The organism is Methylobacillus glycogenes JCM 2850 (genome assembly GCF_000617925.1).
GTDB classification, from domain to species: domain Bacteria; phylum Pseudomonadota; class Gammaproteobacteria; order Burkholderiales; family Methylophilaceae; genus Methylobacillus; species Methylobacillus glycogenes.
The window spans coordinates 349,931-373,936 of sequence record NZ_BAMT01000002.1 but is presented as its reverse complement, the minus strand read 5'-3'; the positions used below and the strand labels follow the sequence as shown (position 1 = coordinate 373,936).

23 protein-coding genes and 1 pseudogene are annotated in these 24,006 nt (G+C 54.4%); 12 read left to right on the top strand and 12 right to left on the bottom strand.

Annotated features, from left to right (window positions below; genetic code table 11):
• Positions 1–330 precede the first annotated feature (330 nt).
• Together JCM2850_RS21585 and JCM2850_RS05630 are read left to right on the top strand one after the other, a co-directional pair.
• On the top strand, positions 331–570 hold the full coding sequence (locus JCM2850_RS21585; RefSeq protein WP_025870388.1) for a hypothetical protein: 240 nt from the start codon (positions 331–333) through the stop codon (positions 568–570).
• Positions 571–665: 95 nt separating this feature from the next.
• A complete protein-coding gene (locus JCM2850_RS05630) occupies positions 666–1,532 on the top strand; it encodes an SGNH/GDSL hydrolase family protein (protein ID WP_159105129.1) in 867 nt (288 codons plus the stop codon).
• 150 nt (positions 1,533–1,682) lie between these two features.
• Here JCM2850_RS05630 and JCM2850_RS05625 read toward each other — a convergent pair whose 3' ends face one another.
• The 7 genes from JCM2850_RS05625 to JCM2850_RS05600 all read right to left on the bottom strand — a co-directional run bounded on the left by JCM2850_RS05625 (position 1,683) and on the right by JCM2850_RS05600 (position 5,102).
• The gene (locus JCM2850_RS05625) at positions 1,683–2,144 is read right to left on the bottom strand and encodes a tRNA (cytidine(34)-2'-O)-methyltransferase (protein ID WP_025870384.1); all 462 of its coding nucleotides are present in this window, start codon (positions 2,142–2,144) and stop codon (positions 1,683–1,685) included.
• A gap of 141 nt (positions 2,145–2,285) precedes the next feature.
• The gene (locus tag JCM2850_RS05620; protein ID WP_025870383.1) at positions 2,286–3,275 is read right to left on the bottom strand and encodes an NAD(P)H-dependent glycerol-3-phosphate dehydrogenase; all 990 of its coding nucleotides are present in this window, start codon (positions 3,273–3,275) and stop codon (positions 2,286–2,288) included.
• Positions 3,276–3,333: 58 nt separating this feature from the next.
• Complete coding sequence (locus tag JCM2850_RS22465) at positions 3,334–3,552, bottom strand: SH3 domain-containing protein (RefSeq protein ID WP_234406108.1); 219 nt, start codon at positions 3,550–3,552, stop codon at positions 3,334–3,336.
• Entirely contained in the window at positions 3,510–3,794 is a 285-nt protein-coding gene (locus JCM2850_RS22460) for an SH3 domain-containing protein (RefSeq protein WP_234406107.1), read from the bottom strand. Before JCM2850_RS22460 ends, JCM2850_RS22465 begins: the two co-directional genes overlap by 43 nt.
• Entirely contained in the window at positions 3,775–4,245 is a 471-nt protein-coding gene (gene secB / locus JCM2850_RS05610; protein ID WP_025870381.1) for a protein-export chaperone SecB, read from the bottom strand. The genes JCM2850_RS22460 and secB overlap by 20 nt, the downstream gene beginning before the upstream one ends.
• 176 nt (positions 4,246–4,421) lie before the next feature.
• Positions 4,422–4,679 (bottom strand): glutaredoxin 3, encoded by a 258-nt coding sequence (gene grxC, locus JCM2850_RS05605; RefSeq protein ID WP_025870379.1) that lies wholly within the window; start codon positions 4,677–4,679, stop codon positions 4,422–4,424.
• 15 nt (positions 4,680–4,694) lie between these two features.
• Positions 4,695–5,102 (bottom strand): rhodanese-like domain-containing protein, encoded by a 408-nt coding sequence (locus JCM2850_RS05600; RefSeq protein ID WP_025870377.1) that lies wholly within the window; start codon positions 5,100–5,102, stop codon positions 4,695–4,697.
• A gap of 304 nt (positions 5,103–5,406) precedes the next feature.
• On the opposite strand from JCM2850_RS05600, the pseudogene gpmI reads away from it, so the two are divergent.
• Together gpmI and JCM2850_RS05590 are read left to right on the top strand one after the other, a co-directional pair.
• Positions 5,407–6,956 (top strand): annotated as a pseudogene (gene gpmI, locus JCM2850_RS17380) (2,3-bisphosphoglycerate-independent phosphoglycerate mutase).
• A gap of 2 nt (positions 6,957–6,958) precedes the next feature.
• The gene (locus tag JCM2850_RS05590) at positions 6,959–8,299 is read left to right on the top strand and encodes a murein hydrolase activator EnvC family protein (protein WP_025870376.1); all 1,341 of its coding nucleotides are present in this window, start codon (positions 6,959–6,961) and stop codon (positions 8,297–8,299) included.
• 47 nt (positions 8,300–8,346) lie between these two features.
• On the opposite strand, the gene JCM2850_RS05585 is transcribed toward JCM2850_RS05590, so the two are convergent.
• Positions 8,347–8,766, bottom strand: coding sequence for a secondary thiamine-phosphate synthase enzyme YjbQ (locus JCM2850_RS05585; protein WP_025870373.1), 420 nt, complete (start codon positions 8,764–8,766; stop codon positions 8,347–8,349).
• Between the two features lie 206 nt (positions 8,767–8,972).
• Here JCM2850_RS05585 and JCM2850_RS05575 point away from each other — a divergent pair, with 206 nt between their 5' ends.
• Entirely contained in the window at positions 8,973–10,556 is a 1,584-nt protein-coding gene (locus tag JCM2850_RS05575) for an AI-2E family transporter (RefSeq protein ID WP_081774966.1), read from the top strand.
• A 100-nt stretch (positions 10,557–10,656) separates the two neighbouring features.
• On the opposite strand, the gene JCM2850_RS05570 is transcribed toward JCM2850_RS05575, so the two are convergent.
• The 3 genes from JCM2850_RS05570 to JCM2850_RS05560 form a co-directional block, all read right to left on the bottom strand.
• Entirely contained in the window at positions 10,657–11,154 is a 498-nt protein-coding gene (locus JCM2850_RS05570) for a hypothetical protein (RefSeq protein ID WP_025870368.1), read from the bottom strand.
• 159 nt (positions 11,155–11,313) lie between these two features.
• Positions 11,314–13,905, bottom strand: a complete 2,592-nt coding sequence (clpB, locus tag JCM2850_RS05565) for an ATP-dependent chaperone ClpB (RefSeq protein ID WP_025870367.1) — start codon at positions 13,903–13,905, stop codon at positions 11,314–11,316.
• Between the two features lie 147 nt (positions 13,906–14,052).
• A complete protein-coding gene (locus JCM2850_RS05560) occupies positions 14,053–14,616 on the bottom strand; it encodes a hypothetical protein (RefSeq protein WP_025870365.1) in 564 nt (187 codons plus the stop codon).
• A gap of 196 nt (positions 14,617–14,812) precedes the next feature.
• Here JCM2850_RS05560 and JCM2850_RS21795 point away from each other — a divergent pair, with 196 nt between their 5' ends.
• From JCM2850_RS21795 to JCM2850_RS17365, 4 genes are all read left to right on the top strand, one after another.
• A complete protein-coding gene (locus JCM2850_RS21795) occupies positions 14,813–15,130 on the top strand; it encodes a hypothetical protein (RefSeq protein WP_199898263.1) in 318 nt (105 codons plus the stop codon).
• Positions 15,079–15,258, top strand: coding sequence for a DUF2946 family protein (locus JCM2850_RS23835; RefSeq protein WP_439645849.1), 180 nt, complete (start codon positions 15,079–15,081; stop codon positions 15,256–15,258). Before JCM2850_RS21795 ends, JCM2850_RS23835 begins: the two co-directional genes overlap by 52 nt.
• Positions 15,259–15,414: 156 nt before the next feature.
• Positions 15,415–17,460 carry a TonB-dependent receptor gene (locus tag JCM2850_RS05545; RefSeq protein WP_025870361.1) on the top strand — a complete coding sequence of 682 codons (2,046 nt, stop codon included), beginning with the start codon at positions 15,415–15,417 and terminating at the stop codon, positions 17,458–17,460.
• Between the two features lie 55 nt (positions 17,461–17,515).
• Positions 17,516–18,580 carry a PepSY-associated TM helix domain-containing protein gene (locus JCM2850_RS17365; RefSeq protein WP_051525286.1) on the top strand — a complete coding sequence of 355 codons (1,065 nt, stop codon included), beginning with the start codon at positions 17,516–17,518 and terminating at the stop codon, positions 18,578–18,580.
• Positions 18,581–18,864: 284 nt separating this feature from the next.
• Here JCM2850_RS17365 and JCM2850_RS05535 read toward each other — a convergent pair whose 3' ends face one another.
• A complete protein-coding gene (locus JCM2850_RS05535; RefSeq protein WP_081774964.1) occupies positions 18,865–19,230 on the bottom strand; it encodes a c-type cytochrome in 366 nt (121 codons plus the stop codon).
• 198 nt (positions 19,231–19,428) lie between these two features.
• Here JCM2850_RS05535 and JCM2850_RS05530 point away from each other — a divergent pair, with 198 nt between their 5' ends.
• From JCM2850_RS05530 to ppsA, 3 genes are all read left to right on the top strand, one after another.
• Positions 19,429–20,727: an ATP-binding protein gene (locus tag JCM2850_RS05530; protein ID WP_025870357.1), complete on the top strand. Its 1,299-nt coding sequence runs from the start codon at positions 19,429–19,431 to the stop codon at positions 20,725–20,727.
• Positions 20,714–21,289, top strand: a complete 576-nt coding sequence (locus tag JCM2850_RS05525; protein WP_025870355.1) for a response regulator transcription factor — start codon at positions 20,714–20,716, stop codon at positions 21,287–21,289. Before JCM2850_RS05530 ends, JCM2850_RS05525 begins: the two co-directional genes overlap by 14 nt.
• 353 nt (positions 21,290–21,642) lie before the next feature.
• Positions 21,643–24,006: a phosphoenolpyruvate synthase gene (gene ppsA / locus JCM2850_RS05520; protein ID WP_025870353.1), complete on the top strand. Its 2,364-nt coding sequence runs from the start codon at positions 21,643–21,645 to the stop codon at positions 24,004–24,006.

Below are 24,006 nucleotides of genomic sequence, written 5' to 3'. Positions count from 1 at the left end.
CAGCAACATCCTTCTATTCACACCTATAGCTGTGACGTGTCACACCCGCTGCAAACCCCCGATCAAATTTACAATTAAATAGCTATATTTGACTTTACATTAAAGACAAATAGCAATTAATCTGGCTGCGGTTGGGGTGTTACTGACTGCTGCCTTTCAGTGCCACATGCATCCATAACAGCCGATCTCCTTCAAAAAAACATACAAGCTTCCCTCATGTCTCTGGGGCCGAATCAGGTGCTCTGGTGCTAGCAAGCGGGATAAATTTGAAAGGTTAATGACGTGATCAAAACATTCAGAATGAACGTTGCATTGATAAGACTCCTTAGCATGATGCTCTCAACCCTCATGTTACTGAGCAGTTGCGGAGAGGCGCCGATTGTCACTAAGAATGCACTCCAGACTTCGCAAGCCCCGCCATCCAAGTTGGTGGTGTTTGGTGACTCGCTTTCTGACCAAGGCAATATGTTCATGCTGGCGCGTGAAATTACGCATTTCCATCATCTGCATATGAGTTCGCCCCCTACCTCCCACCAAGCATGGCATTTACCAACGGCCAACTGCCTGTAGAGTTTGTGGCTAAAGCTTTGGGCGATCACTTGCAGCCCGCCTGGCGCCCTTCCACGCTTTTGGAATCTGAACCACGCCTGGAAATGAACCCTAAGATGATGGATTTATTAGCACCAACTGCCATCAGCACTGCCAAGCCTGATGTCATCAAGGCAGCCGTGCTGACACCAGCTTCTACGCTGGAGTTTGCTGCCAAGGCGGAACAGAAAATCTCGGAGAAATTCAGCGACCCTAATCCCTCGGGCCTGAACTATGCCGTGGCAGGCGCGGCTATTGCCAACGACTATTCTGGCCTGCGCTTGAGTATTTACAACAGGGTGGCCTTGGACAAGCAGGTGGATGCTTACGCGGCACGCGCAGACAAACCATTGATAGACCAGACCTTGTTCATTTTCTTTATCGGCGGCAATGATTTACTCAATGTCTTTGCAGACAAGCACTTTGTGACGGAGGATAAAAAACGTATAAAAATCAGTTCTCTTCCGGCATTGCTCGTTGACAACATCAAGCGCGTGCAAGCGCTGGGTGCCAAGCGTATTCTGGTGATTGGGCCGCCCGATATTTCCACCACCCCTGCGCTATTCAACACCTCCTCAGCCAGCTTGGCGCAATCCTTATCCCAGCAACTGGAACGCGAGATGGAAGTCAGCTTAAGCAAGGCATTCCCAGGGCAGGAGGTGCTGTGGTTACCCATGCAAAGCCTGTTTGCACAATGGCTGCAAGCGTGGACACCTGCCACCCGCAATCGCGCCTGCGTGACCGATATAGAAGCCGGATATTACGAACTAGGCCCGCTCTTGGCGCGTGAAGAGTTGGTCGTGAAGTTTATCAATGGCTGTTCGCAGTCATTGCTGGATCAGCAGCAATATCCGTTCTTTGATAGCGTGCATCCCTCGGAAAAAATCTATCAATTGTTTGCAGAAAAAATGCTGGAGAAAATCAAGCAATTCAAGGCTGACTAAAGACAGCGACCACTCCTGTCTCGATTGGAGCCCAATCGCGGCAGGAGAGTTTGTATTGAACCTGTGATGGAAAACAGCACTCACCACGCTTGGTGTTGTTAAACCTGCTCTAAAGCCCAGACTCAGAAGCTCACACTCAAAACCTCAAACTTACAACCCGCCAACAAAACCCAGCTGCTTCCAGGCTTCATAACTGGTCAAAGCCACGGTGTTGGCGAGGTTCATGCTGCGGTTATTTGGCATCATGGGTACGCGGATCAGGGTCTCGCGCAATTCATCACGCACGGCTTCAGGCAAACCCGAGGTCTCAGAGCCAAACAGCAGCACATCCTCGGCCTGATATTGAATGTTGTGGTAATACTGCTGGGCTTTCGTGGTTAACGCAAAAATACGCTTGTCGCCCATGGCCGCTTTAAATTCCTCATATCCGCCATAAATCTTTACCTTGGCCAGATCGTGGTAATCCAGCCCCGCGCGCTTGAGATTTTTGTCATCAAATTGAAAATCCAAAGGCCCTATCAGATGCAGCGTAAAGCCTGTATTGGCAATCAAGCGGATGATATTGCCGGTGTTCTGCGGGATTTTCGGTTCGTACAATGCGATATGAATCATTCGGCGGTTAATCTTCAATAGTGGGAAATACTAGTCTATGCCAGACATGAAAAAAGCACCGCTCAATATATCAGGGTGCTTTTTCTGTGGCTGAAATTGACAGCGCTCAGGTTTATAGCGCTCATTCTTACAGTGCTAGGCTTATAGCGCTTCTGACTTTTGCTCGCGGCTCAAGAGGTTTTCCATGGCCTGACGCGGTGAACGTCCGTGCGATAGCACCTGGTCAACTTCGTGGGTAATTGGCATTTCCACCCCTAGAAGCTTGGCGCGCTTCAGCACCTCACGGGCGGTATGCACACCTTCGGCCACATGCCCCAGGGTTTGCAAAATTTCCTGCAAGGTCTGCCCATTGGCAAGACGCAAACCGACTTCACGATTACGCGAATACTGGCCAGTACAGGTCAGAATCAAATCTCCCGCGCCAGTCAGCCCCATAAAGGTTTCCTTGGCACCACCCAGGGCCACGCCCAGGCGTGTCATTTCGGCAATACCGCGTGTAATCAGCGCCGCACGGGCATTATTGCCACACTGCATGCCATCACTAATACCAGCCGCAATGGCCAGCACGTTCTTGAGGGCACCGCCTACCGAGACGCCAGTAACATCTGTACTGGTGTAAACACGGAAATGTCCGCCATGCAGCAAGGCACCCGCACGTTCGGCAAAAGCAGCATCATTGGCAGCTAGCGTCACTGCCGTAGGCAGGCCACGTACCAACTCAGCCGCAAAGCTGGGGCCGGACAACACGCCCCAGTGACGGCTATCGCCCAGCTCTTCCTGTGCCACTTCATGTGGCAGTTTGGCGGTGGCGGCCTCTAGCCCCTTGGAGGCCCAGACCACAGGAGCATTACTGCCCAGACGTTTGATTTCCTTGAGGGCGTTACGGAAGCCATTGGTAGGCACGACCGAAACGATCAGATCTGCACCTTCCAGCGCACGACCCAAATCACCATCCACGGTCAATTGATCGCCAAAGGCAAAATCCCCGAGATACTGCAGATTGGCCCGCGTTACCTGCATATCCATGATATGCGCCTGGTTGCGGGTCCAGAGTGAAACCTGATGTTGGCGGCTGATTTGCAAAGCGAGCGCAGTGCCCCAGGCGCCAGCACCTAAAACTGTAATTTTCATGAGTGGTTTAACATGGTTGGATAAGAGTGAGCGATGGTGATCAGAGCACTATGCGTGATCACAAACCCCAGACTGCTGTGCTTTGGACATAGCCTGTGAGGCCATCTCTATGCTTGACCTTCACCCAGCCATTGGCGGGAGATTCCAGCACGTCCAGCACCACATCCTTGTCCAGCCTGCCCAGCAGGTTGGCAGCGGCATCTGCACTTTGACGCAGATCAGCGGCGCTACGGATCAGTACGGTACGTTTATTTCCCAGTGATTTGGACTCAACCAACTCAGTGTGCCCTGAGCATCCCTGACCTTAAGCCAGTCACCAAGGTTGACTATGATTTCCACTGGATAACCCTGCCCCAGCAGCAGTGTTTTCTTGCCCTGTGCCGAGGGTGCATCGTACAACGTCGCCTTAGCGACGTTGACCGAGCGGTACTCCAATGCTGCCGCCATGGTGGGCAGCAGCATGGGTAGCAGGCTTAGCGCCATAGCCAGGCGCTGTGCTTTAGTGGGTAGTCGCACCATTTGCCTTAGCCTGTTCTTCCTTTTGCTGAGCGTACAGCGCTTCAAAGTTAACAGGGTTGAGCAATACAGGTGGGAAACCAGCGCGGGTAACGATGTCGGAGATCGTTTCACGTGCATAGGGGAAGATGATATTGGGGCAAGTAACGCCAAGAATGATCTCGATGTTTTCTTCTGGCACGTTGCGAATCTGGAAGATACCAGCTTGCGCTACTTCTACCAGGAACACAGTCTTGTCGCCCAGCTTGGAGGTGACAGTCACTGTTACCACAACTTCATAGATGCCATCTTCCAGCTTGGCGGTAGCGTTGCTCAGCTCGATAGATACTTGAGGCGCTTCACGCTGAATGAAAATCTGTGGTGCATGGGGGATTTCCAGTGAAAGATCCTTAACGTAGACCTTCTCGATACCAAATGCTGGTTGTTGATCTTGTGCTGCCTGTTCTTCTGCCATGTCTCTTCCCTTAACGACGGGGCACCTGGGCGCACCCGCTTATTGATTAAAAATATTAAAAAACCACTTTTTAAAGCGCGATACTCAAAAATTGAGCAAAAGCCTGATCTGATTGCATCACTCAATCCCGCATTCTATCCGCTCCCGTCAGGATTTTGTACTACAAAACCGTGACGCTACTTTGCCAGCAAGGGGTCAAGCTTGCCAGCCATATCGAGTGCGCGCAGGTCATCAAAGCCACCCACGTGCAAATCGTCGATATAGATTTGCGGAACAGTCCGTCTTCCGGTCTGCTCCATCATCTTGATCCTGAGCTCAGGCTCAAGATCAACCCGAATCTTGTTGATATTCTGTACGCCCTTGCTTACCAGCAAGCGCTCGGCATTGATGCAATAAGGGCATACTGCCGTGGTATACATCGTGATATTTGCCATATAGATTTCTTTCTACTAGCCCTTAACCACAGGTAATTTTGCTTCCTGCCAGGCTTGCAGGCCGCCGTTGATCTGCTTCACCTGCTCAAAGCCGAGCTTGCTCAACTGAGCCACGGCCTTGGCCGAACGCACGCCACTCTGGCACACCACCAGCACGGGCTTGGTTTTGAATTTGGTCAGTTCGGCGGCGCGTTTCTCGATATCCGCCAGGGGAATATGGCGTGCATCGGTAATATGCCCCGCAGCAAACTCAGCCTGATCGCGGATATCCACCACCACGGCATTGGAGCGATTGATCAACAGCACGGCATCAGACACGCTGACCCCAGTTTGCGGCCCACGCTTGAACACTGTCCATAGCAAAGCGAGGCCAGAGCCCACTGCCAATCCCAGCCATAAGGCATTTTTTGCAACGAAATCCACATTTACCCCTAATCAGTCCATGACCACCGCCATGGATATTTGATCTTTTAACAAGCTGCAAGCGCACAGCGCCTGCAAGCCAGATAGTGACGAACACTTCTTGCTACATGAAGCCAGTCGCACAGAATTCAAGCCTGAGAGAAAAAATAAGTCTGCCTAGCAAATTGTGCCAAGAAATTGCCGCCAGGCAATTTCATTATAAAACCCCGGCTCAACCCTACCAGGCCGCGATTAGGCATGCGTAGTGCGCAAAAACTCTCTAAAATACAGGCCATCTCTTGAGTCTACCTGGATCCTGACCGCAATGAACGTAACTCCCGCTCTTCTCGTCATCCTTGATGGCTTCGGTTATCGCGAAGACAGCCGCGACAACGCAATTGCTCTTGCCAATACTCCCACACTGGACAGCATGTGGCAGCAATATCCCCACACCTTGATCAATGCCTCGGAAACTTTTGTCGGCCTTCCAACCGGGCAAATGGGTAATTCCGAAGTCGGCCATCTTAATATTGGTGCCGGACGCGTGGTGTTTCAGGATTTTGAACGCATCAACCAGTCTATCGCCAGCGGTGAGTTCTTCAGCAACCCGGTATTGCTGGAAGCCACCGCCAAGGCCAAGCGTGCAGGCAAGGCCATTCATATCCTGGGTCTACTGTCAGACGGCGGGGTGCACAGTCATCAGGAACATATACATGCCGCGATTGAAATGGCAGTCAAACAAGGCGTGGAACGCGTCTATGTGCACGCTTTCCTTGATGGTCGTGATACCCCACCTATCAGCGCCCAGCCTTATTTAACCAAGCTGGAAGAAGCCTGCGCACGCATAGGCAAGGCAAAGATAGCCTCTATTTGTGGCCGCTTCTATGCCATGGACAGAGATAAACGCTGGCCGCGTGTGGAAATTGCTTACAACCTGATTACTGATGGCGTGGGTGAGTTCAGCGCACCTAGCGCACTGGCTGGCCTTGAAGCAGCTTATGCGCGCGATGAAAAGGACGAATTCGTCAAAGCCACTGCCATCGTCGCACCGGGCGAGGAGCCTGTGACCATGGAAGACGGCGATGTCATTCTTTTCGTTAACTTCCGCTCTGATCGTGCGCGCCAGCTTAGCCATGCGCTGCTGGACCCAGATTTTGAAGCTTTAATCGCCGCCGCCTGCCCAAGCTAGGTGGCTTCTACACCTTGACCCTGTACGACAAGGCAGAAACGCGCGCCACCCCTATCTTTGCCCCGGTTGAAATCCGCAATACCTTTGGCGAATATCTGGCGCAACAAGGCCTCACCCAGTTACGCATTGCCGAAACCGAGAAATACCCGCACGTGACCTTCTTCTTCAATGGCGGAGAAGAGCAGGTATTTGCCGGAGAAGATCGTATTCTGGTGCCTTCACCCAAGGTGGCCACTTACGACCTGCAGCCAGAGATGAGCGCGTTTGAACTGACTGACAAGCTGGAAGAAGCCATACTCAGCAAAAAGTACGATGCCATCATCTGCAACTATGCCAATTGCGATATGGTGGGTCACTCCGGTGAAATCACGGCCTCCATCAAGGCAGTGGAAACCATAGACACCTGCCTGGCCCGCATTATCAAGGCCATGCAAAGCATAGGTGGGCAGATGATAGTGACGGCTGATCACGGCAATGTGGAAATGATGCGTGATTACGAAAACAACCAGCCGCACACCCAGCACACCACCAATCTGGTGCCGCTGTTCTTCATAGGCAAACCCGCCAGCTTGGTGGCCGAAGGCAAGGGCGCACTCTGCGATCTGGCACCTTCTCTGCTTAATATGATGGGACTGAAGCAACCGGCAGAAATGACCGGAAAATCCCTGGTCACATTCAACGCCTGAGCATGAAACAACGCTGGTTCAGTCTGCTGCTGGCAAGCAGCCTCTACGCTGGGCCAGCGGCCTGGTCTTTGTCCCTGGCTGCCAGCAAGGCAGAGTCGGCCAGCGCCGCGGCTGCCAATACCGCACCAAAGGCGGAACTGGATGAAATCCACCAGCGTCTGGAATCGCTGAAAAAAGAGCTGGATACCTCCAAGGAAGCCCATGCCGATGCTGCTGACCAATTAAAGAAAAGCGAAAAAGCCATCAGCGAGGCCAATCGCAAGCTGGTAGACCTTAAACAGCAGCAGCAAGAGAGCAGTAGCAATCTGCAAACCCTGCAATTGCAAAAAAACGCGCTCAGCAACACCCTCTCCCAACAACAGGAATTACTGCGCAAGCAGTTTTACCAGCAGTACCTGCATGGCAAATCCAGCCAGGTGCAGACGCTGTTGCAGCAGCAAGACCCGAATACCGCCGCTCGGCAACTGCACTATCTGGGTTATGTTTCGCAAGCGCGCAACACCCTGGTCAGCTCGGCCAACAACAACCTGGCCCGCGTGGAAATGCTCAATGCAGAAACCAGCAAGACCTTGCAACGCCTGGACTCCCTGCAAGAGCAGCAGGAAAAAGAGCGCAATGAGCTGCAGCAGCAGAAATCCGAGCGCAACAAGCTGGTCAAGCAGCTATCCAGCAAGATCAGTGCGCAGCGCAATGAAATCGACAAGCTCAAGCGCGATGAACAGCGCCTGACACAGTTGATGGAAAAACTGGCCAAGGCCGCGCGTGAGCAGGCAGCACGTGAAAAAGCCGCCAGAGAAAAAGCCGAGCGTGAAGCGGCCAAGGAAGCTGCACGCGAAGCCGCCAGAGAGCAATCAGCCGCAGGCACAGGCCAGAAGCGCCCCACTGCCCCAAGCAAACCTATAGGCCGCAACGAAGCCCTGCCCAGCAACGCCTTTGACGGCACCAACTTTGCCGCCCTCAAAGGCAAGCTCAATCTGCCAGTGCGCGGCGAGATCAGCAACCGTTTTGGTGCCAGCCGCGCTGATACCGGAATTTCCTGGAAGGGTCTGTTTATACGTGCGGCCGAGGGCAGCGAGGTCAAGGCGGTGGCCAGCGGCCAAATCGTGTTTGCCGACTGGCTACGCGGCTTTGGCAACCTCATTATCATAGACCACGGCAGTGGTTATATGAGCTTGTATGGCAACAACCAAGCTTTGCTCAAGCAAGTTGGTGACAACGTCAAAGGTGGCGACAGCGTGGCCTCAGTGGGTAATAGCGGTGGCAATGAGCAGCATGGGGTGTATTTCGAGCTACGCTACCAGAGCAAACCGTTTGACCCCTTGAGCTGGAGTGTGGTCAAGTAAGTCCTCCCTTGAGCTGGAGCGTGGTCAAGTAGTGCTTGCCTAAGTACTTACTCCCCTATCAAGTGCAACAGCACCTTGCGGCTATGCGCCATGCGTCTATGTTCATAGAGAAAAATCCCCTGCCAAGTGCCCAGTGCCAGCTTGCCATCCAGCACGGGTATGCCCAGACTGGTCTGGGTCAGCGCTGAGCGCACATGGGCAGGCATATCATCCGGCCCTTCGGCGGTGTGGATAAATAAAGCATCGCCATCTGGCACCAAACGCTCAAAAAAACTTTCCATGTCCACCAGCACATCAGAATCGTAATTTTCGTTGATGAGCAAACTGGCAGAGGTGTGCTGGATATACAGTGTCAACAAGCCCTGGCGCAGCCCAGTGCCCGCCAGCCACCGCAACACGGCGGGGGTAATGTCGTATAGCCTGCGGCCGTGGGTGGGCTGGACAATCTGGTGATGATGTTGCTGCATGAAAAACTCCACATATCATTGCGAGAAAAAACACTAGGCTGTTATCAATGCCTTATTGGCGCGCGCATCACGCACATACTGATGACGCATCACAGAGTATAAGCCCAGCGCGATCAGGCTGGCACACAGCACACCAAGCAAGGAAAAGCTTGCGCTTGCAGTGCCGCCCGCTAGAATGAGGCAACCTCAGCCTCACTTGCCTAACTATGTTACTCAGCCGCTTCCGCCACCCCGTCACGCCCCAGCACCAGATTGTGCTGCGTGAAGTCCCGCTCTTTGCCGGACTTAGCAATCATGAGCTGGATACGCTCAATAACCTCTTGCACCAGCGTACCTATGTGCGTGATGAAATTGTCTTTGACCAGCATGAGGAAGGCCAGGCGGTTTACTTTATTCTTTCGGGCCGCGTGCGTGCCTCTTTGGATGGGCAAAATCTCTCCATCATGGAAGCGGGGCAATTCTTCGGTGAGCGCGCCTTGCTGGAAGATGTGCCACGTTCGGCCCAGGTACGTGCGCTGGAAAACTGCGTACTGGCTGTGTTGTTCCGTGAGGATTTCCTGCATCTGCTGCATACCTATCCACAGATAGCCGCCATCATCACCCAGCATTGCAGCCTGAGACAGGCACAATACCAGCAGATTCCCGGCAATATCATTGCGCCGCCAGTGCTGGCCAATGTCAATAACGGCCCTGGACCGCTGGCATGGGCTGGCATTATTGCCTCCACCTGCCTGCTATTGTTGATCTTCAAGAAAATACTGTGGCTGGTAGTGCCTTTTTTACTGGCGCTGATTCTTTATTATCTGCTGGCGCCGCTGGAGAAAAAGCTGGTGCTGGCAGGCAGCAGCCGCTCGCTGGCAGCCATTACTTTAAGTGGCTCTTTCTTGATTGTCACCGTGCTGGCATTGCTGCTGGTTTATCCCAGAGTCATGGCCAATGCTTCATCCTGGCAAAGCGGCTTTATCCATTACGCTTCTGGCGGTGCCAAGCTTGCCGAACAGTTGCTGGGTAGCTTGCAGCAGCAGTTCAGCTTTTTGCAGTCCGCGCATTTTGGCAACAACATCTACCAGAGCTTCACCGATTTCTCCGAGCATTTTTCGGAAAAATACCTGGGTAAGATACTCACCGGGCTGGCCACCTGGCTACCCTCTTTGCTGCTAACACCCATCATTACCTTCTTTATGCTCAAGGACGGCGCACAGCTGCGCAAGATGCTGGGAGCAGCGGTGCCCAATGCCTTCTTCGAGAAAACCCTGTATTTGATTCATGCGGTGGATCAAACCGCGCGCCTGTACTTTGTCGGCCTCATGAAAATGACGCTGGTAGATACCGTGCTGACCACCATGGGCCTATGGGTGCTGGGCGTATCTTCGCCACTGATGTGGGGTCTGGTGGTGGCAGTGCTGTGCTGGATTCCTTATCTGGGCCCACTGCTGGGCTTTGCCATCGTCGCGCTGATTGCCACCACCGATATGCCGGGCAATATCTCGGTGATCTACAGCCTGGCCGCGCTATTTATCATTATCCGCATGCTGGATGACTTCTTCTTCCTGCCTGCCATTGTTGGCCGCAGTCTACGTATCCATCCTTTGCTCACCATCATGATGTTTCTGATTGGCGAGGCGATTGCCGGAGTGGCCGGGTTGATGCTGGTTATCCCCATCCTTGGCGTGGTACGCGTGCTGGGTGAAACCATGGAGATCATACTCAAGGATACGCGCCTGCAAGCCAGGCACCGTCACTCAGAAAAGTTACGCTGGCGTGCCGCCACGCGTGATCTTGATCGCTAAACTGCGAAAAACCGCAGAGCAGAAGCAATAAAAAAGGGCTGGAAATCTCCAGCCCCAACTGCTTGCACGCTGCGCACACTCTGCGCGTATGCCTTAAATTTTACCAGCCATAGCCCCAGCGTGGGCCGTAATAGCCTCTGCCCCAATAACCGCCAAAGCCTGGGCCCCAGAAGGGGTCATAACTGCGGTAGCGCCACTGATACTCACGGCGCAGCCTTTCCTGTTCTATCGCCTTGGCTTTTTCGCGCTTGTTGATTTCATCGGCAAAGCCATCGCGTAACGCCTGTTCACGGCTGCTGTAAATATAATCCAGCACCTTGGGGCTGACACCCTGCTTGCTCAAGTCCAGCGCCTTGGAGGGTGTGAGATCATAGGCGGAACGGCTTTCCTTGATCTTGGCGATGATGTCATCAGGCGATGTGCCAGCCTTGGACAAACGCACCAACTCATCATAGGTGATGAAGGGAGTGGGCTGCGGCATGATTTTTTCCAGCTCTTCTTGAGAAATGCGCTGGATTTGCGGTTCCTGTTGCTGCTGCGTGGTGGCGCATCCTGCCAGCACCAGGCTTGCTGTGATGGCGGCTATGACTAGTTTCATCTCATCCTCCTGGCTTGCGCCAGCCTTAAACACCTGGGAAATCCAGGCAAGCGTTATAACATACCGCTATGACCATGCGGCCTGGGCAGAAATTCCCTAGTCAAGCGCGGCCGGAGAAAAATGCTCGCCGCGCAACACTGAAGTTTCTGCCCAAGCACATCAGGCCTTGCTGAACAGCATGCGACTGCCCTTGAAATCCACGTGTACCGTGTCCTTGGCAGCAAAGCTGCCATTGAGGATTTCCTTGGCCAGCGGGTTTTCAATCTCGGATTGTATGGCACGCTTGAGTGGTCGCGCACCGTATACCGGGTCAAACCCTGCATTGGCAATCTCGGCCAGGGCCGCATCGCTCACTGCCAACTGCATATCCATGGCTGCCAGACGCTTGGCCAGGCTTTGTAACTGGATACCCGCAATCGATTTGACGTGGGTTTCGCCCAGGGCGTGGAATACCACCACCTCGTCTATACGATTCACAAACTCTGGACGGAAGTTGGCCTTGACCTCACCCATCACCGCCAGCTTGATCACCTGATAATCGTCGCCTGTCATGCTTTGTATCATCTGCGAACCAAGATTTGAGGTCATGATAATCACCGTGTTCTTGAAGTCCACGGTACGGCCCTGACCATCGGTCAGACGACCATCATCCAGCACCTGTAGCAAGACATTGAACACATCAGGATGCGCTTTCTCGACTTCATCGAGCAGAATCACCGAGTAAGGCTTGCGGCGCACCGCCTCGGTCAGATAACCGCCCTCCTCATAACCAACATAGCCCGGAGGCGCACCTATCAAACGCGCCACCGAGTGCTTCTCCATGAATTCGCTCATATCGATGCGTATCAGGTGCTCCTCGGAATCAAACAAGAAGCCAGCCAAAGCCTTGGTCAGCTCGGTCTTGCCCACCCCGGTAGGGCCTAGGAACAAGAAAGAGCCATACGGTTTGTTGGGGTCAGACAAGCCTGAGCGCGATCTACGTATTGCATCACTCACTAGGCGCACAGCTTCATCCTGACCAACAACGCGCTCATGTAGCTTGTCTTCCATATGCAAGAGCTTTTCGCGCTCACCCTGCAACATCTTGGAGACCGGAATGCCAGTGGCACGAGACACCACTTCGGCAATTTCTTCACTGCCCACATGGGTGCGCAACAAGCGATTCTGCTTGGCTTGGCCTTGTTCCTGCTCTTCAGCGTGTGTGGCCTGCTTGAGCTGGGTTTCCAGTTGCGGCAGCTTGCCATATTGCAGTTCAGAAACTTTCTGCCATTCGCCCTTGCGCGTGGCATCTTCTATCTGCTGCCTGATCTTTTCTATTTCTTCCTTCAGGTGCTTGCTGCCCTGCACCTGGGCTTTTTCTGCCTTCCAGATTTCCTCCAGATCGGCGTACTCTTTTTCCAGGCGACGGATTTCATCTTCAATCAAGGAAAAACGCTTCTGCGAAGCCTCGTCCTTTTCACGGCGCACCGCCTCACGCTCAATCTTGAGCTGTATCAACCTGCGTTCCAGCTTGTCCAGCACCTCGGGCTTGGAATCTATCTCCATCTTGATGCGTGCTGCGGCTTCATCGATCAGATCGATAGCCTTATCCGGCAAGAAGCGATCCGTAATATAGCGATGGCTAAGCTCGGCCGCCGCGACAATCGCCGGGTCGGTAATTTCTACGCCGTGATGTAGCTCATACTTTTCCTGCAAACCACGCAGTATGGCAATGGTGGCTTCCACACTAGGCTCATCCACCAGCACTTTCTGGAAGCGACGCTCCAGAGCAGCATCCTTCTCTATGTATTTACGATATTCATCCAGAGTGGTCGCGCCCACGCAGTGTAGCTCGCCACGCGCCAGCGCAGGCTTGAGCATATTGCCCGCATCCATTGCGCCTTCGGCCTTGCCTGCGCCCACCATGGTATGGATTTCATCAATAAAGACGATGGTCTGGCCTTCATCCTGCGCCAGTTCCTTCAGCACTGCCTGCAAGCGTTCCTCAAACTCGCCCCTGTATTTGGCCCCGGCCAACAGCCCTGCCATATCCAGCACCAGTACGCGTTTGTTCTTAAGACTTTCCGGCACTTCACCATTGATAATGCGCTGGGCCAGGCCTTCCACAATCGCGGTCTTGCCCACGCCAGGCTCGCCTATCAGCACGGGGTTGTTCTTGGTGCGGCGTTGCAACACCTGAATCGCACGGCGTATTTCATCATCCCGGCCTATCACCGGGTCTAGCTTGCCATTGCGCGCACGCTCGGTGAGGTCTATGGTGAATTTCTTCAGCGCTTCACGGTTGCCTTCCGCTTCCTGGCTATTGACCGAGTCGCTGCCGCGCACGGCATTGACTGCCTGCTCCAAAGCCTGCTTGGTCAGGCCATGCGCCTTGAGCAGCCGTCCGGTGACGCCTTTATCCTCAGCCAGCGCCAACAGAAACATTTCGCTGGCGATATAGGCATCGTTGCGCTTTTGCGCAAATTTGTCGGTGACATTGAGTAAATTATTCAACTCGCGCGAGATAGTGACTTCGCCGCCATTGCTTTGTACCTGCGGCAATTCGGCAATGGCCGCCTGCAACCCTGCGCGCAGCGGAGCCAGATTAGCGCCAGCCCGTGCCAGCAGGGAGGCGGTGCCGCCATCGTCCTGATTCAGCAACGCCAGCAGCAGATGGGGGGCTTCAATTTGTGGATTGTCATTGCCGACCGCATGACTTTGCGCATCAGCCAGGGCTTGTTGGAATTTGGTGGTAAGTTTGTCGAAACGCATGTTTGCCTTCCTTCAGTGTAGGTTTAACTGACATCTAAATGGCGGCAATCGTCTTGAATTCAAGACGTGTTGCTTTGAAGACTTATGCTGATTGAACTTGCATCCGAGTGGAGGTAGCCAAGTGGCCCAGCCGGGCTAGGCTTAAGTTTAGCGGCGCACCCAGGTGCGGCCATCATCCTCGGAGAACATCTGCGTCGGGATGGTGATGTTGTTGGTCAGCTCCAGCCAGCCTAGGCTGACGCGATTATTGACGGTGCTGAGTTCCACCTGGGTCACATCGGCATTGCTCATGCGCTTGGGCGGTGAGGACACCCAGGCTTCGCCATCCATGCGTGCATAGAACAAGCCCTTGTTCATGCGCATCCAGGCCAGATGCCAGCCCCAGGCGCCACCGCGCACTATGGCCAGTAGGGGAAAATGACAGCCCAGGCTCTGGCTACCGCCATAGGTGACACGGCGTATGCCTTGCAAGCGGCCTTCCAGCGAGGTTGCCATTACCAGATCGCGCGTACCGTCATTAAAGGTATGTTGCCAGAAGAATACCGGCTGCCCATTGGCATCGCGCGTGCCGGCTACCCGACAATTGCTCGGGATGCGGTCTGCCAGCTTGCGCAGCTGGATATCCTCATCCTGAGTCACCGTCTCCGGGCCAGCTTGTGCGGCCGACAGGCCCAGCAAGCCCAGCAGGATGGCAAAAATCTGTTGTTTCATCTTACCCCGACACTGGAAAAGCATGATGCGTGATTGAAATGACTTTTATTGATATTATCCGTACATGATACTGTTTAGGCAAAAGCGTCAGCTGATCGCCCTCTGGTCATGCGTCCTTATCCTATTCAGCGCGCTGGCCCCGGCAATCTCGCAAACGCTGGCAGCGCACGGCAACCAGATACTGGTGGCCTGTTCCATGCTGAACCAGCTGAGCGGTATCAACACGGGCAGCCAGTATATGCCTTTGTCCGTAAAAACGGCAGCAGCCCCTTCGGACTACAACATGGTGGCAGGCCAGCATAGAAGCCATGAACTTAGCCATGAACCAAGCCAAGTTGCGCACGCCCATGCAGGCACGCACATACCTGACCATATAGCGCTGAACACCAGCCCGAAGCCTTGTCTGAATCTGGCGCTGAGCATGATCAGGAAACATCCGATCATGAATCCCCTGCGCATGGCATGGTGCACTGCCCATATTGCAATCTCATGCATCACAGCCCAGTCTTTTTAAGCGGCAATGCCCCGCAACTGTTATCGGGCAATCTTCGCTATGAGATGCCTGCCTTGTATTACCACGCGCCACGCCCGCTGTTTGCCTGGGCAGCCATTCAGCCGCGCGGCCCACCCACACTCTCCTGATTGTCTTGCCCATGGCCTGCTCTTGCAGGCTTGAGGCCTAGTCTTATTTGGTCAATCTTTGCCCAACCTTGTGGGTGAAGCCTGCATGATTTTCATCCTTGTGAAGTTATGAGGTGCGTCATGTCATGCAGCTGACCTGAACATTCAGGAGTCATCATGAAGTATCGTTTCAATCTCGTTGCCATTGCAGTAATGGCAGCCTATAGCGGCCACGCCCTGGCCGACCATGTCACACCTCGCTCCAGCGATAGCGATTCCACCATTACCGTAGGCGGTATTGTCGTCACCGGCAACCGTGCCTCAGCCCTGCCTGCACGCAGCATTCTTTCTTCGGTTGATGTGATTGGTGTGGAGGCCATAGAACACCAGTCGGTACAAAACAGCTGGCAGCTGTTCTCGCGTGCGCCCGGCGTGCAACTCACCGAATACCGCATGGGCACTACCACGGGTAAATTCTCTTTCCGTGGCTTCAATGGCGAGGGTGAGGTCAATGCCGTCAAGCTGCTGATTGATGGCATTCCCAGCAATAGCAATGACGGCAATATGCCTTACCTCGATATGATCATGCCTTTGGATATCGAGGCCATAGAGATTGTGCGTGGCACCAACGACCCACGCTATGGGCTGCACAATATCGCTGGCAATGCCAACGTGGTGACCAAGATAGGCGGCAACTACACCACGGCCCGTGCCAGCTACGGCAGTTTCAACACGCGTGAGTTACAGGCAGGCGTGGGCATAGAGAAAAATGGCTTCAGCCAGAATTACTTTGCCGCGGTGCAGGAATACCACGGTTACCGTGACCACTCTGACTCGCGCAAGGGCACGGTGGCTGGCAAGTGGTTTTATGATTCGGAAGATGGGCAGTTCCGCACTGGTCTGATTGCGCGGCATTATGAACAAGATGCGCAGGAAGCCGGGTATCTGACTTTTGCGCAATCGCGCGCTCATCCACGTGACTCCCAGCCCCACAACAACACCGATGGCGGCGAGCGAGAGCTCAACCAGCTCAGCCTGCACTTTGACTGGAAGCTGAATGAGCAGTGGTTCTGGAGCAATAAAGCCTACCTCAACACCATGAACGATCAACGCTGGGTGCGTTTTTCCATACGCAACACCACCCAGGGCGAACGCCTGGCCGAGGAAAACCACAAGGGCGTGATTTCCAGCCTGACCTGGCGGCCCGAGGTCAGCGGCCTGCACAGTTTGGCGCTGGAGACCGGGTTTAGCGCTGAATGGCAGGACAATGTCAGCCGCCGCTACAACACCACAGCACGTACACGCACCAGCACCACGCGTGACCAGCACTATGAATTTGATATCTATGGTGGCTATGTGCAGGCCATTATCCGCCCCACTGCCGCGTTGAAGATCGTGCCGGCCTACCGCATAGACCGCGTCTATGGTGATTACAAGGATATCCTTGGCCGCATTGATGCCGATGTGCAGGATTACGGCGTGATCCGCCAGCCCAAGATCAGTGCGGTATACACGCTCTCCGAGCATGCCAGCGTCTACGGCAACTGGGGGCGCAGCTTCCAGGTGGGCATAGGCGCAGCGACCTATAAGACCAACCCCCTGGCCCCTGACCTCAAACCTTCCATCAATGATGGTTGGGAACTGGGCGTCAAGCTACAGCCCACAGACTGGATAGACGGGCGTGTGGCATTGTGGGAGCAGGAAGCCAGCAATGAAGCCAGACGCATACTGGGCAGCGCCAGCAATGATTCCGAGAACATAGGCAAGACCCTGCGCCGTGGTCTGGATTTCCAGGCCAATCTGCGCCCCAGCCCCAAGCTGGATTTATGGGCCAATCTTTCCTTGCAACGTTCGGAAATCGTCAAACCCGGGGCCACTGAACTCAACAACCAAGGCAACGAGATTGATCATGTGCCACGGCAGATTTATGGCCTGGGTGCTGATTACCGCGTGCTACCCACACTCAAGCTCTCGGCCTGGGCCAATGGCCAGGGCGATTATTATCTGGAGCGCAGCAATACCCAGGGCAAGTTTGGCGGTTATTTCCTCGTCAACTTGGGGGCGGTGTGGCAGGTGCAGAAGAATGTGAGCCTGGAGTTGCAGGCACGCAATATTGCCGACCGCTATTATGAATATGTGTTCTGGGATACCACCTTCCCGCAAACCCTGCACTCCCCAGGCGAAGGTCGTGGCATTTATGCATCTGTACGGCTGGATATGTAATGCGTCTGCAAGGTTATAGTCTGATATATCCGCCCTTAAGCGAGGCTAGCCAGGGATGAACCAACTCAAGCTCAGGCGCTTATGGTTGCAGTTACATTTGTATCTGGGCCTGAGCGTGGGCGCAGTGTTTGTGCTGCTGGGCCTGACTGGCAGCCTGCTGGTGTTCTACACCACGCTGGACAACCTGGCCTTGCCAGCAGTGACCAGGCCAGGCTCCTCCCAGCCAGGTTCTCCCCAGACAGTCTCGCCACAAGCCATACTGGACAAGCTGCGTGCGGATTTCCCCGCGCGCACGGCAGGCTGGCGCATAGAGCTGCCGCTGCATGAGGGTGATCCGGTGCTGGCGCGCTACCTCAAGCCAGCGGAAACCAGACAGCTACACTTTGCGCCGCTGATGGTGACCCTGGACCCGCACACGCTGGAGATAACCTCCGAACGACTATGGGGCAACACCGTCATGACCTGGCTGTATGACCTGCACTACACCTTGCTGCTGGATCTGGATGGCAAAACCATATTGGCGATTGCCAGCCTGTTGATGCTGATCTCGCTGCTCACTGGCCTCTACCTGTGGTGGCCCCAAGGTCGCGGCAACTGGCGCAAGGCCTTTGCCTATAGACGCAATGCCCATCTCTATAAGCGCATTTACGACTGGCACAAGCTGGCAGGGGTCTATGGCCTGCTGGTGTTGCTGATATTGGTGGTCAGCGGGCTAATGCTGGAGAAACCCTCCTGGTTTGAACCATGGATAGGCGCCAAGCATGGCTTGCAACACATGGGAAGCGCAGCTACGCCACCTGAGCATGCCGCCGCCATCCCTGCCGCCGCATTAAGTCTGGATCAGATGGCCGTTATCGCGCTGGCACAATTTCCCGGCAGCCGCCTACGCTGGATTTACACACCGGATAGCGCCCAGGGGCAATATCAGTTCCGGCTTTACCAGCCCGGCGAACCCGGCCTGCGCTTTCCCAAGACCACGGTACAGTTCGACCTGCAAGGCCAACTGCTGGGCCAGCATGATTATTTTGCCGATAGCGCTGGGGACAAGCTGCTGAACTGGCTGCACCCTTTGCACAATGGCGAAGCCTTTGGCTGGTGGGCCGCTGGCTGGTATTGCTGAGCGGGCTGCTGCCCTTGCTGCTGTTTGTGACGGGCTGGCTGCGCTGGCGCCACAAACGTCGCGCTGCGCACCTTATACTGACCCAGGAAAATAAATACAAATAAAAGAAAAAGGGCCGGGTGCCAGCAAGCACTCAGCCCTAAAGCAGTCTATAGCGAGACTGTGATGAGGTATCCTCGATACAGGATGGCTTTATCTTATGCCCGTATCAGAACCAGGGGAATGCGGCATGATGTCGCAGGTCATGATGTTGCAAATGTAGAGTATCGCGACATCATTTAGCTTTATAGCGACAGCACCCAGGCCACAATGGTATTGATATCCTCATCCTTGACGTGTGCATTGGGTGGCATAGGCATATCGCCCCATGCGCCACTGCCACCAGCCTTGACCTTGCTCACCAGACGCGCCTGCGCGCCTTTGTCACCTTTGTATTTTGCCGCCACTTCACTATAGGCTGGCCCCAGTTTCTTTTCCTGCACGCCATGACAAGCCAGGCATCCACTTTTACGCGCCAGGGTCTCGCCTGGGCCAGCCGGGTTTGCTGCCAGGGCCGCGTTGCTGGTCAGCAACAAGCCCAGCGACAGACCTGCCAGCCGGGCCAAGCCCTTAGCCTGGGTTATGTTTAGCGATCGCTTTCTCTTCTTCATACTTTCTCCTTTTTATGATGCTAGTCCCGCAAAGTCGGGGTTATTGCTCTAGTCCCGAGAAATCGGGGTTATTGGTTAGTCCCGAGAAATCGGGAATAGCATTCTAAAAAACCACTCTGGATTCAAGAATGTGGCAAATTGCCGCCGTGGCATTTTGTCGCATGCCAGACGCTGCAGTGCCTGAGGTAAAATGCCAATATGTCTTCTCGCGCTTTTGCCACTACGCTGCGCCGCCTGCTCTGGCTACGCGTGGTCATGATGGTGTCGCTGGTGCTGGCCAGCATAGTCGCCACCCGCAACTATCAATTGGCCCTGCCTGTCACTGAAGTGGCGGCGGCACTGGGGCTGATGCTCGCCATCAATCTGATCAGCTGGTTACGGTTATGGCGTCAGGCCCGTATTGATGATCTGGAAATTCTGCTGCAACTGCTGCTGGATATTGGCATTCTCAGTTGGCTGTTCTACGCCACGGGGGGTTACAGCAATCCCTTTGTCTGGATGTATTTATTACCGCTGGCGGTGGCCGCAGTGGCACTGTCCTGGCGGCAGACCTGGCTGATTGCCGCCCTGGTGGTTGGGGCTTATAGCCTGCTGATGTTTTATTACCAGCCACTCACCATACAAGCGCACACGCATCATGCTTCTTATCATCTGCAGGATGAAGGGTTTAACCTGCACTTGCTCGGCATGTGGGGCGGCTTTGTGGTCAGCGCGCTGGTGATTGCGTTTTTTGTGGAGCGCATGGGGCGTAATCTGCGCGAATACGATAGGCTGCTAGCAGCCTCACGGGAAAAAGTACTGGAAAGTGAGCGCATGCTGGCGCTAGGCACGCTGGCCACAGGCGCGGCGCATGAGCTGGGTACGCCCTTGTCCACCATGGCCGTGATCACGCGCGAATTGCAGGACGATTATCAAACCCAGCCAGAACTGGCAGAGTCGCTCGCTTTACTGCGCAAGCAGGTAGAGCGCTGCAAGGAGATACTTTCTTCCATTACCGCCACGGCTGGCATGACGCGCTCCGAGGCCGCCAGCGCCTTGCGCATGGATGTCTTTGTGCAGCAACTGGTGAGCCGCTGGTCAGATATGCGGCCAGGCACGCCTTTGCAGTTACAGCTCAATCTGCCAGACCCTTGCCCGCATATGGTGGCCGACCTGGCGCTGGGCCAGGCCATCACCAATCTTATCAACAATGCCGCCGATGCCTCGCCTGCTGGCATCAGTGTCAGCGTGGCAGTCGTGGGCAAAAACCTGCGTATTGAAATCCATGATCAGGGCCAGTTTCCTGATAGCAGCACCTTGGCACAGATGGGCACGCCCTTCACTAGCTCCAAGCAGGCGCAGGGTGGCATGGGACTGGGGGTATATCTTGCCAAGTCGGTACTGGAAAAATTTGATGGTGAAATCAGTTTCAAACAGCGCCAGCCGCAAGGCACCGTGGCCTGCATTCTGATTCCGCTGGCGCGTATTTGTCTGGAGCCTGTACATGGCGGACATTGATATTAATAGTCTCAGTGATATTAATAGTCTCAACCAGGCCGATATGCTGCTGGTGGATGACGATGTGCTGTTCACCGAGGTGCTGGCACGTGCCATGCAAAAGCGCGGCTTCCATGTTGTGGTGGCGCATAGTGTGCAAGAGGCCATCACGCTGACCGAACACGAAACACCAGAATATGCCGTGATAGACCTGAAGATGCCCGGGGAATCCGGCCTGGCTCTGGTGCGCCATCTGCACCAGATTGATAACCAAACCCGGATTGTGGTGTTGACGGGTTATGCCAGCATTGCCACGGCGGTGGAGGCCGTCAAGCTTGGGGCCACCCACTATCTGGCCAAACCTGCGGACGCAGCACAGATATTGGCCGCCTTCCAGCGCACCGAAGGCGATGCGGAAATTCCATTGGCCAGCCAAACCCTCTCGGTCAACCGCATGGAATGGGAACATATACAGCGCGTGCTACAGGAAAATGAGGGCAATATTTCCGCCACCGCGCGCAGTCTCAATATGCACAGGCGCACACTACAGCGCAAACTCAGCAAATATCCGGTCAAGCAATAGGCACAATGGCATGTTCATGCGCCAAATGCCTGTGCTTGCATGACACGATTGCCTCTATGCCTTAAGTCTGTACATCTAGGCCGATTGGACTAATGCAAGTCATGATTCCCCATGCCTATACTTGCGAGTCCCTACCCTGATCATGTCTGGCGGGCTTTTTTTGCCGCCAAAGCCGCGTTACAGGTGACACATGAGGTTACAATAGGGCAAAATATTGATTTTCCTTTATCTACATCCCCTTAAAATCTTTAGCTTTTCAGCGTTGATGACCCAAGAGGCGTAAGCCAAATGGGAAATTGATTCTGAACAAAAACTTACGTGCGCCCGGCGCCATGTATTGATGGAGAGTAAACATGTTGGATTACGTAATCGCCTTCGACAAACTGCGTATCACTGATGTGCCTGCAGTTGGCGGCAAGAATGCTTCACTAGGCGAAATGATCAGCCAGCTCACTGCAAAAGGTGTGCGTGTACCGGGTGGTTTTGCTACCACGGCTCACGCTTACCGTGAGTTCCTGGCCAAGGACGGCCTGGACAAGCGTATCAATGCCGAACTGGATGTCCTCAACGTGGATGATGTGGATGCCTTGGCTGCCACTGGCCAAAAGATCCGCCAATGGATTATCGACACGCCGTTCCCTAAAGAACTGCAAGATGCGATTGCCGAACACTACAAGACCCTGACCACAGAATCTGGCGATGATATGACCTTCGCTGTGCGCTCTTCCGCCACTGCGGAAGACTTGCCCGATGCGTCTTTTGCTGGTCAGCAGGAAAGCTTCCTCAATATTCGCGGCCTGGACAACATCCTGCACGCGATCAAGGAAGTGTTTGCCTCTCTCTATAACGACCGTGCAATCTCCTACCGCGTACACAAGGGCTTTATCCACGCTGATGTGGCTTTGTCTGCGGGTGTGCAGCGCATGGTACGCAGCAACCTGGGTAGCTCCGGTGTAATGTTCACCATGGATACCGAATCCGGTTTCCGTGATGTGGTCTTCATCACCTCCTCCTACGGCCTGGGTGAGACTGTGGTGCAAGGTGCGGTCAATCCTGACGAGTTCTATGTACACAAGCCACTGCTGGCCAAGGGTTTCCCTGCCATCGTGCGCCGTAACCTGGGCTCCAAGCTGATCAAGATGATCTTCAGCGACAGCAATGTGGCTGGCAAGAGCACCCACACCGTGGAAAACAGCAAGGAAGACAGCAGCCGCTACTCCCTGGCTGATGAAGAAATTCTCGAACTCGCGCGCTTTGCCGTGCAGATCGAAGAACACTACAAGACCCCTATGGATGTGGAATGGGGCCGTGACGGTGTAGACGGCAAGCTCTACATTCTGCAAGCGCGTCCAGAAACCGTTAAATCGCAAAGCGGTAACGTTACTGAGAAATTCCAGATCAACAGCAGCGGCAACACTGCCGTGATCACTGGCCGTGCCGTCACGCAAAAGGTAGGCTCTGGCCCGGTGCGTATCGTCAAGCACGCTTCCGAAATGAACACCGTGCAGCCTGGTGACGTACTGGTGGCTGATATGACAGACCCTAACTGGGAACCAGTCATGAAGCGCGCATCCGCATTGGTGACCAACCGTGGTGGCCGTACCTGCCACGCCGCGATTATTGCGCGTGAACTAGGTATCCCTGCGATTGTAGGTAGCGTCAACGCGACTGAGCTGCTGCAGGATGGTCAAGTGGTGACCGTGTCCTGTGCTGAAGGTGAAACCGGCTATGTCTATAGCGGTGCCGTACCCTTCACCGTGACTCAGGAAGAAGAAGCCAAGCTGCCTCCAGCGCCAGTCAAGATCATGATGAACGTCGGCAACCCCGACATGGCCTTCAGCTTTGCGCAGATCCCTAACGAAGGTGTGGGCCTGGCCCGTCTGGAGTTTGTCATCAATAACATGATAGGCATACACCCCAAGGCCATCCTCAACCTGGACAAAGTGCCTGCCGAAATGCAGGAAGACATCCTGCGCCGTGCCAAGGGTTACGCCAGCCCACGTCAGTTCTATATCGACAAGCTGGCTGAAGGTGTTGCCACCATTGGTGCTGCTTTCTATCCCAAGCCTGTCATCGCGCGTATGTCGGACTTCAAGTCCAACGAATACCGCAAGCTGATTGGTGGCGAAATCTACGAGCCGGAAGAAGAAAATCCTATGCTGGGCTTCCGTGGCGCTGCGCGCTACATCTCGCCTGACTTCCAGGATTGCTTCGAGCTGGAATGTATCGCCATGCGCAAGGTGCGCGAAGAACTGGGCCTCACCAATATCGAATTGATGATCCCGTTTGTACGTACTCTGGACGAAGCACGCCAAGTGGTGGAAATCCTCGCTAAGCATGGCCTCAAGCGCGGCGAACATGGCCTGCGTCTGATCATGATGTGCGAAATTCCATCCAACGCCTTGCTGGCCGAGCAGTTCCTCGAGTACTTCGATGGCTTCTCCATAGGCTCTAACGATCTGACTCAGCTTTCGCTGGGTATGGACCGTGACTCTGGCCTGGTGGCTCACGGCTTTGACGAGCGTGACCCTGCGGTCAAGGTCTTGCTGGAAATGGCCATCAGCACTGCCAACCGCCTGAACAAGTATGTCGGTATCTGCGGTCAAGGCCCTTCTGATCACCCTGACTTTGCTGAATGGCTGGTAGAAAAGGGGATCAAGTCGGTATCGCTGAACCCGGATACCGTGATCAGCACCTGGCAGCGTATCAGCAAGTAA

What these genes read in the sequence shown, in the direction of transcription:
- JCM2850_RS21585 (WP_025870388.1), top strand. Translation starts at nt 331, where the DNA reads ATGATGCTCTCAACCCTCATGTTACTGAGCAGTTGCGGAGAGGCGCCG.
- JCM2850_RS05630 (WP_159105129.1), top strand. Translation starts at nt 666, where the DNA reads ATGATGGATTTATTAGCACCAACTGCCATCAGCACTGCCAAGCCTGAT.
- JCM2850_RS05625 (WP_025870384.1), bottom strand. Translation starts at nt 2,144, where the DNA reads ATGATTCATATCGCATTGTACGAACCGAAAATCCCGCAGAACACCGGC.
- JCM2850_RS05620 (WP_025870383.1), bottom strand. Translation starts at nt 3,275, where the DNA reads ATGAAAATTACAGTTTTAGGTGCTGGCGCCTGGGGCACTGCGCTCGCT.
- JCM2850_RS22460 (WP_234406107.1), bottom strand. Translation starts at nt 3,794, where the DNA reads ATGGTGCGACTACCCACTAAAGCACAGCGCCTGGCTATGGCGCTAAGC.
- secB (WP_025870381.1), bottom strand. Translation starts at nt 4,245, where the DNA reads ATGGCAGAAGAACAGGCAGCACAAGATCAACAACCAGCATTTGGTATC.
- grxC (WP_025870379.1), bottom strand. Translation starts at nt 4,679, where the DNA reads ATGGCAAATATCACGATGTATACCACGGCAGTATGCCCTTATTGCATC.
- JCM2850_RS05590 (WP_025870376.1), top strand. Translation starts at nt 6,959, where the DNA reads ATGAAACAACGCTGGTTCAGTCTGCTGCTGGCAAGCAGCCTCTACGCT.
- JCM2850_RS05585 (WP_025870373.1), bottom strand. Translation starts at nt 8,766, where the DNA reads ATGCAGCAACATCATCACCAGATTGTCCAGCCCACCCACGGCCGCAGG.
- JCM2850_RS05575 (WP_081774966.1), top strand. Translation starts at nt 8,973, where the DNA reads ATGTTACTCAGCCGCTTCCGCCACCCCGTCACGCCCCAGCACCAGATT.
- JCM2850_RS05570 (WP_025870368.1), bottom strand. Translation starts at nt 11,154, where the DNA reads ATGAAACTAGTCATAGCCGCCATCACAGCAAGCCTGGTGCTGGCAGGA.
- clpB (WP_025870367.1), bottom strand. Translation starts at nt 13,905, where the DNA reads ATGCGTTTCGACAAACTTACCACCAAATTCCAACAAGCCCTGGCTGAT.
- JCM2850_RS05560 (WP_025870365.1), bottom strand. Translation starts at nt 14,616, where the DNA reads ATGAAACAACAGATTTTTGCCATCCTGCTGGGCTTGCTGGGCCTGTCG.
- JCM2850_RS21795 (WP_199898263.1), top strand. Translation starts at nt 14,813, where the DNA reads ATGCTGAACCAGCTGAGCGGTATCAACACGGGCAGCCAGTATATGCCT.
- JCM2850_RS23835 (WP_439645849.1), top strand. Translation starts at nt 15,079, where the DNA reads ATGGTGCACTGCCCATATTGCAATCTCATGCATCACAGCCCAGTCTTT.
- JCM2850_RS05545 (WP_025870361.1), top strand. Translation starts at nt 15,415, where the DNA reads ATGAAGTATCGTTTCAATCTCGTTGCCATTGCAGTAATGGCAGCCTAT.
- JCM2850_RS17365 (WP_051525286.1), top strand. Translation starts at nt 17,516, where the DNA reads ATGAACCAACTCAAGCTCAGGCGCTTATGGTTGCAGTTACATTTGTAT.
- JCM2850_RS05535 (WP_081774964.1), bottom strand. Translation starts at nt 19,230, where the DNA reads ATGAAGAAGAGAAAGCGATCGCTAAACATAACCCAGGCTAAGGGCTTG.
- JCM2850_RS05530 (WP_025870357.1), top strand. Translation starts at nt 19,429, where the DNA reads ATGTCTTCTCGCGCTTTTGCCACTACGCTGCGCCGCCTGCTCTGGCTA.
- JCM2850_RS05525 (WP_025870355.1), top strand. Translation starts at nt 20,714, where the DNA reads ATGGCGGACATTGATATTAATAGTCTCAGTGATATTAATAGTCTCAAC.
- ppsA (WP_025870353.1), top strand. Translation starts at nt 21,643, where the DNA reads ATGTTGGATTACGTAATCGCCTTCGACAAACTGCGTATCACTGATGTG.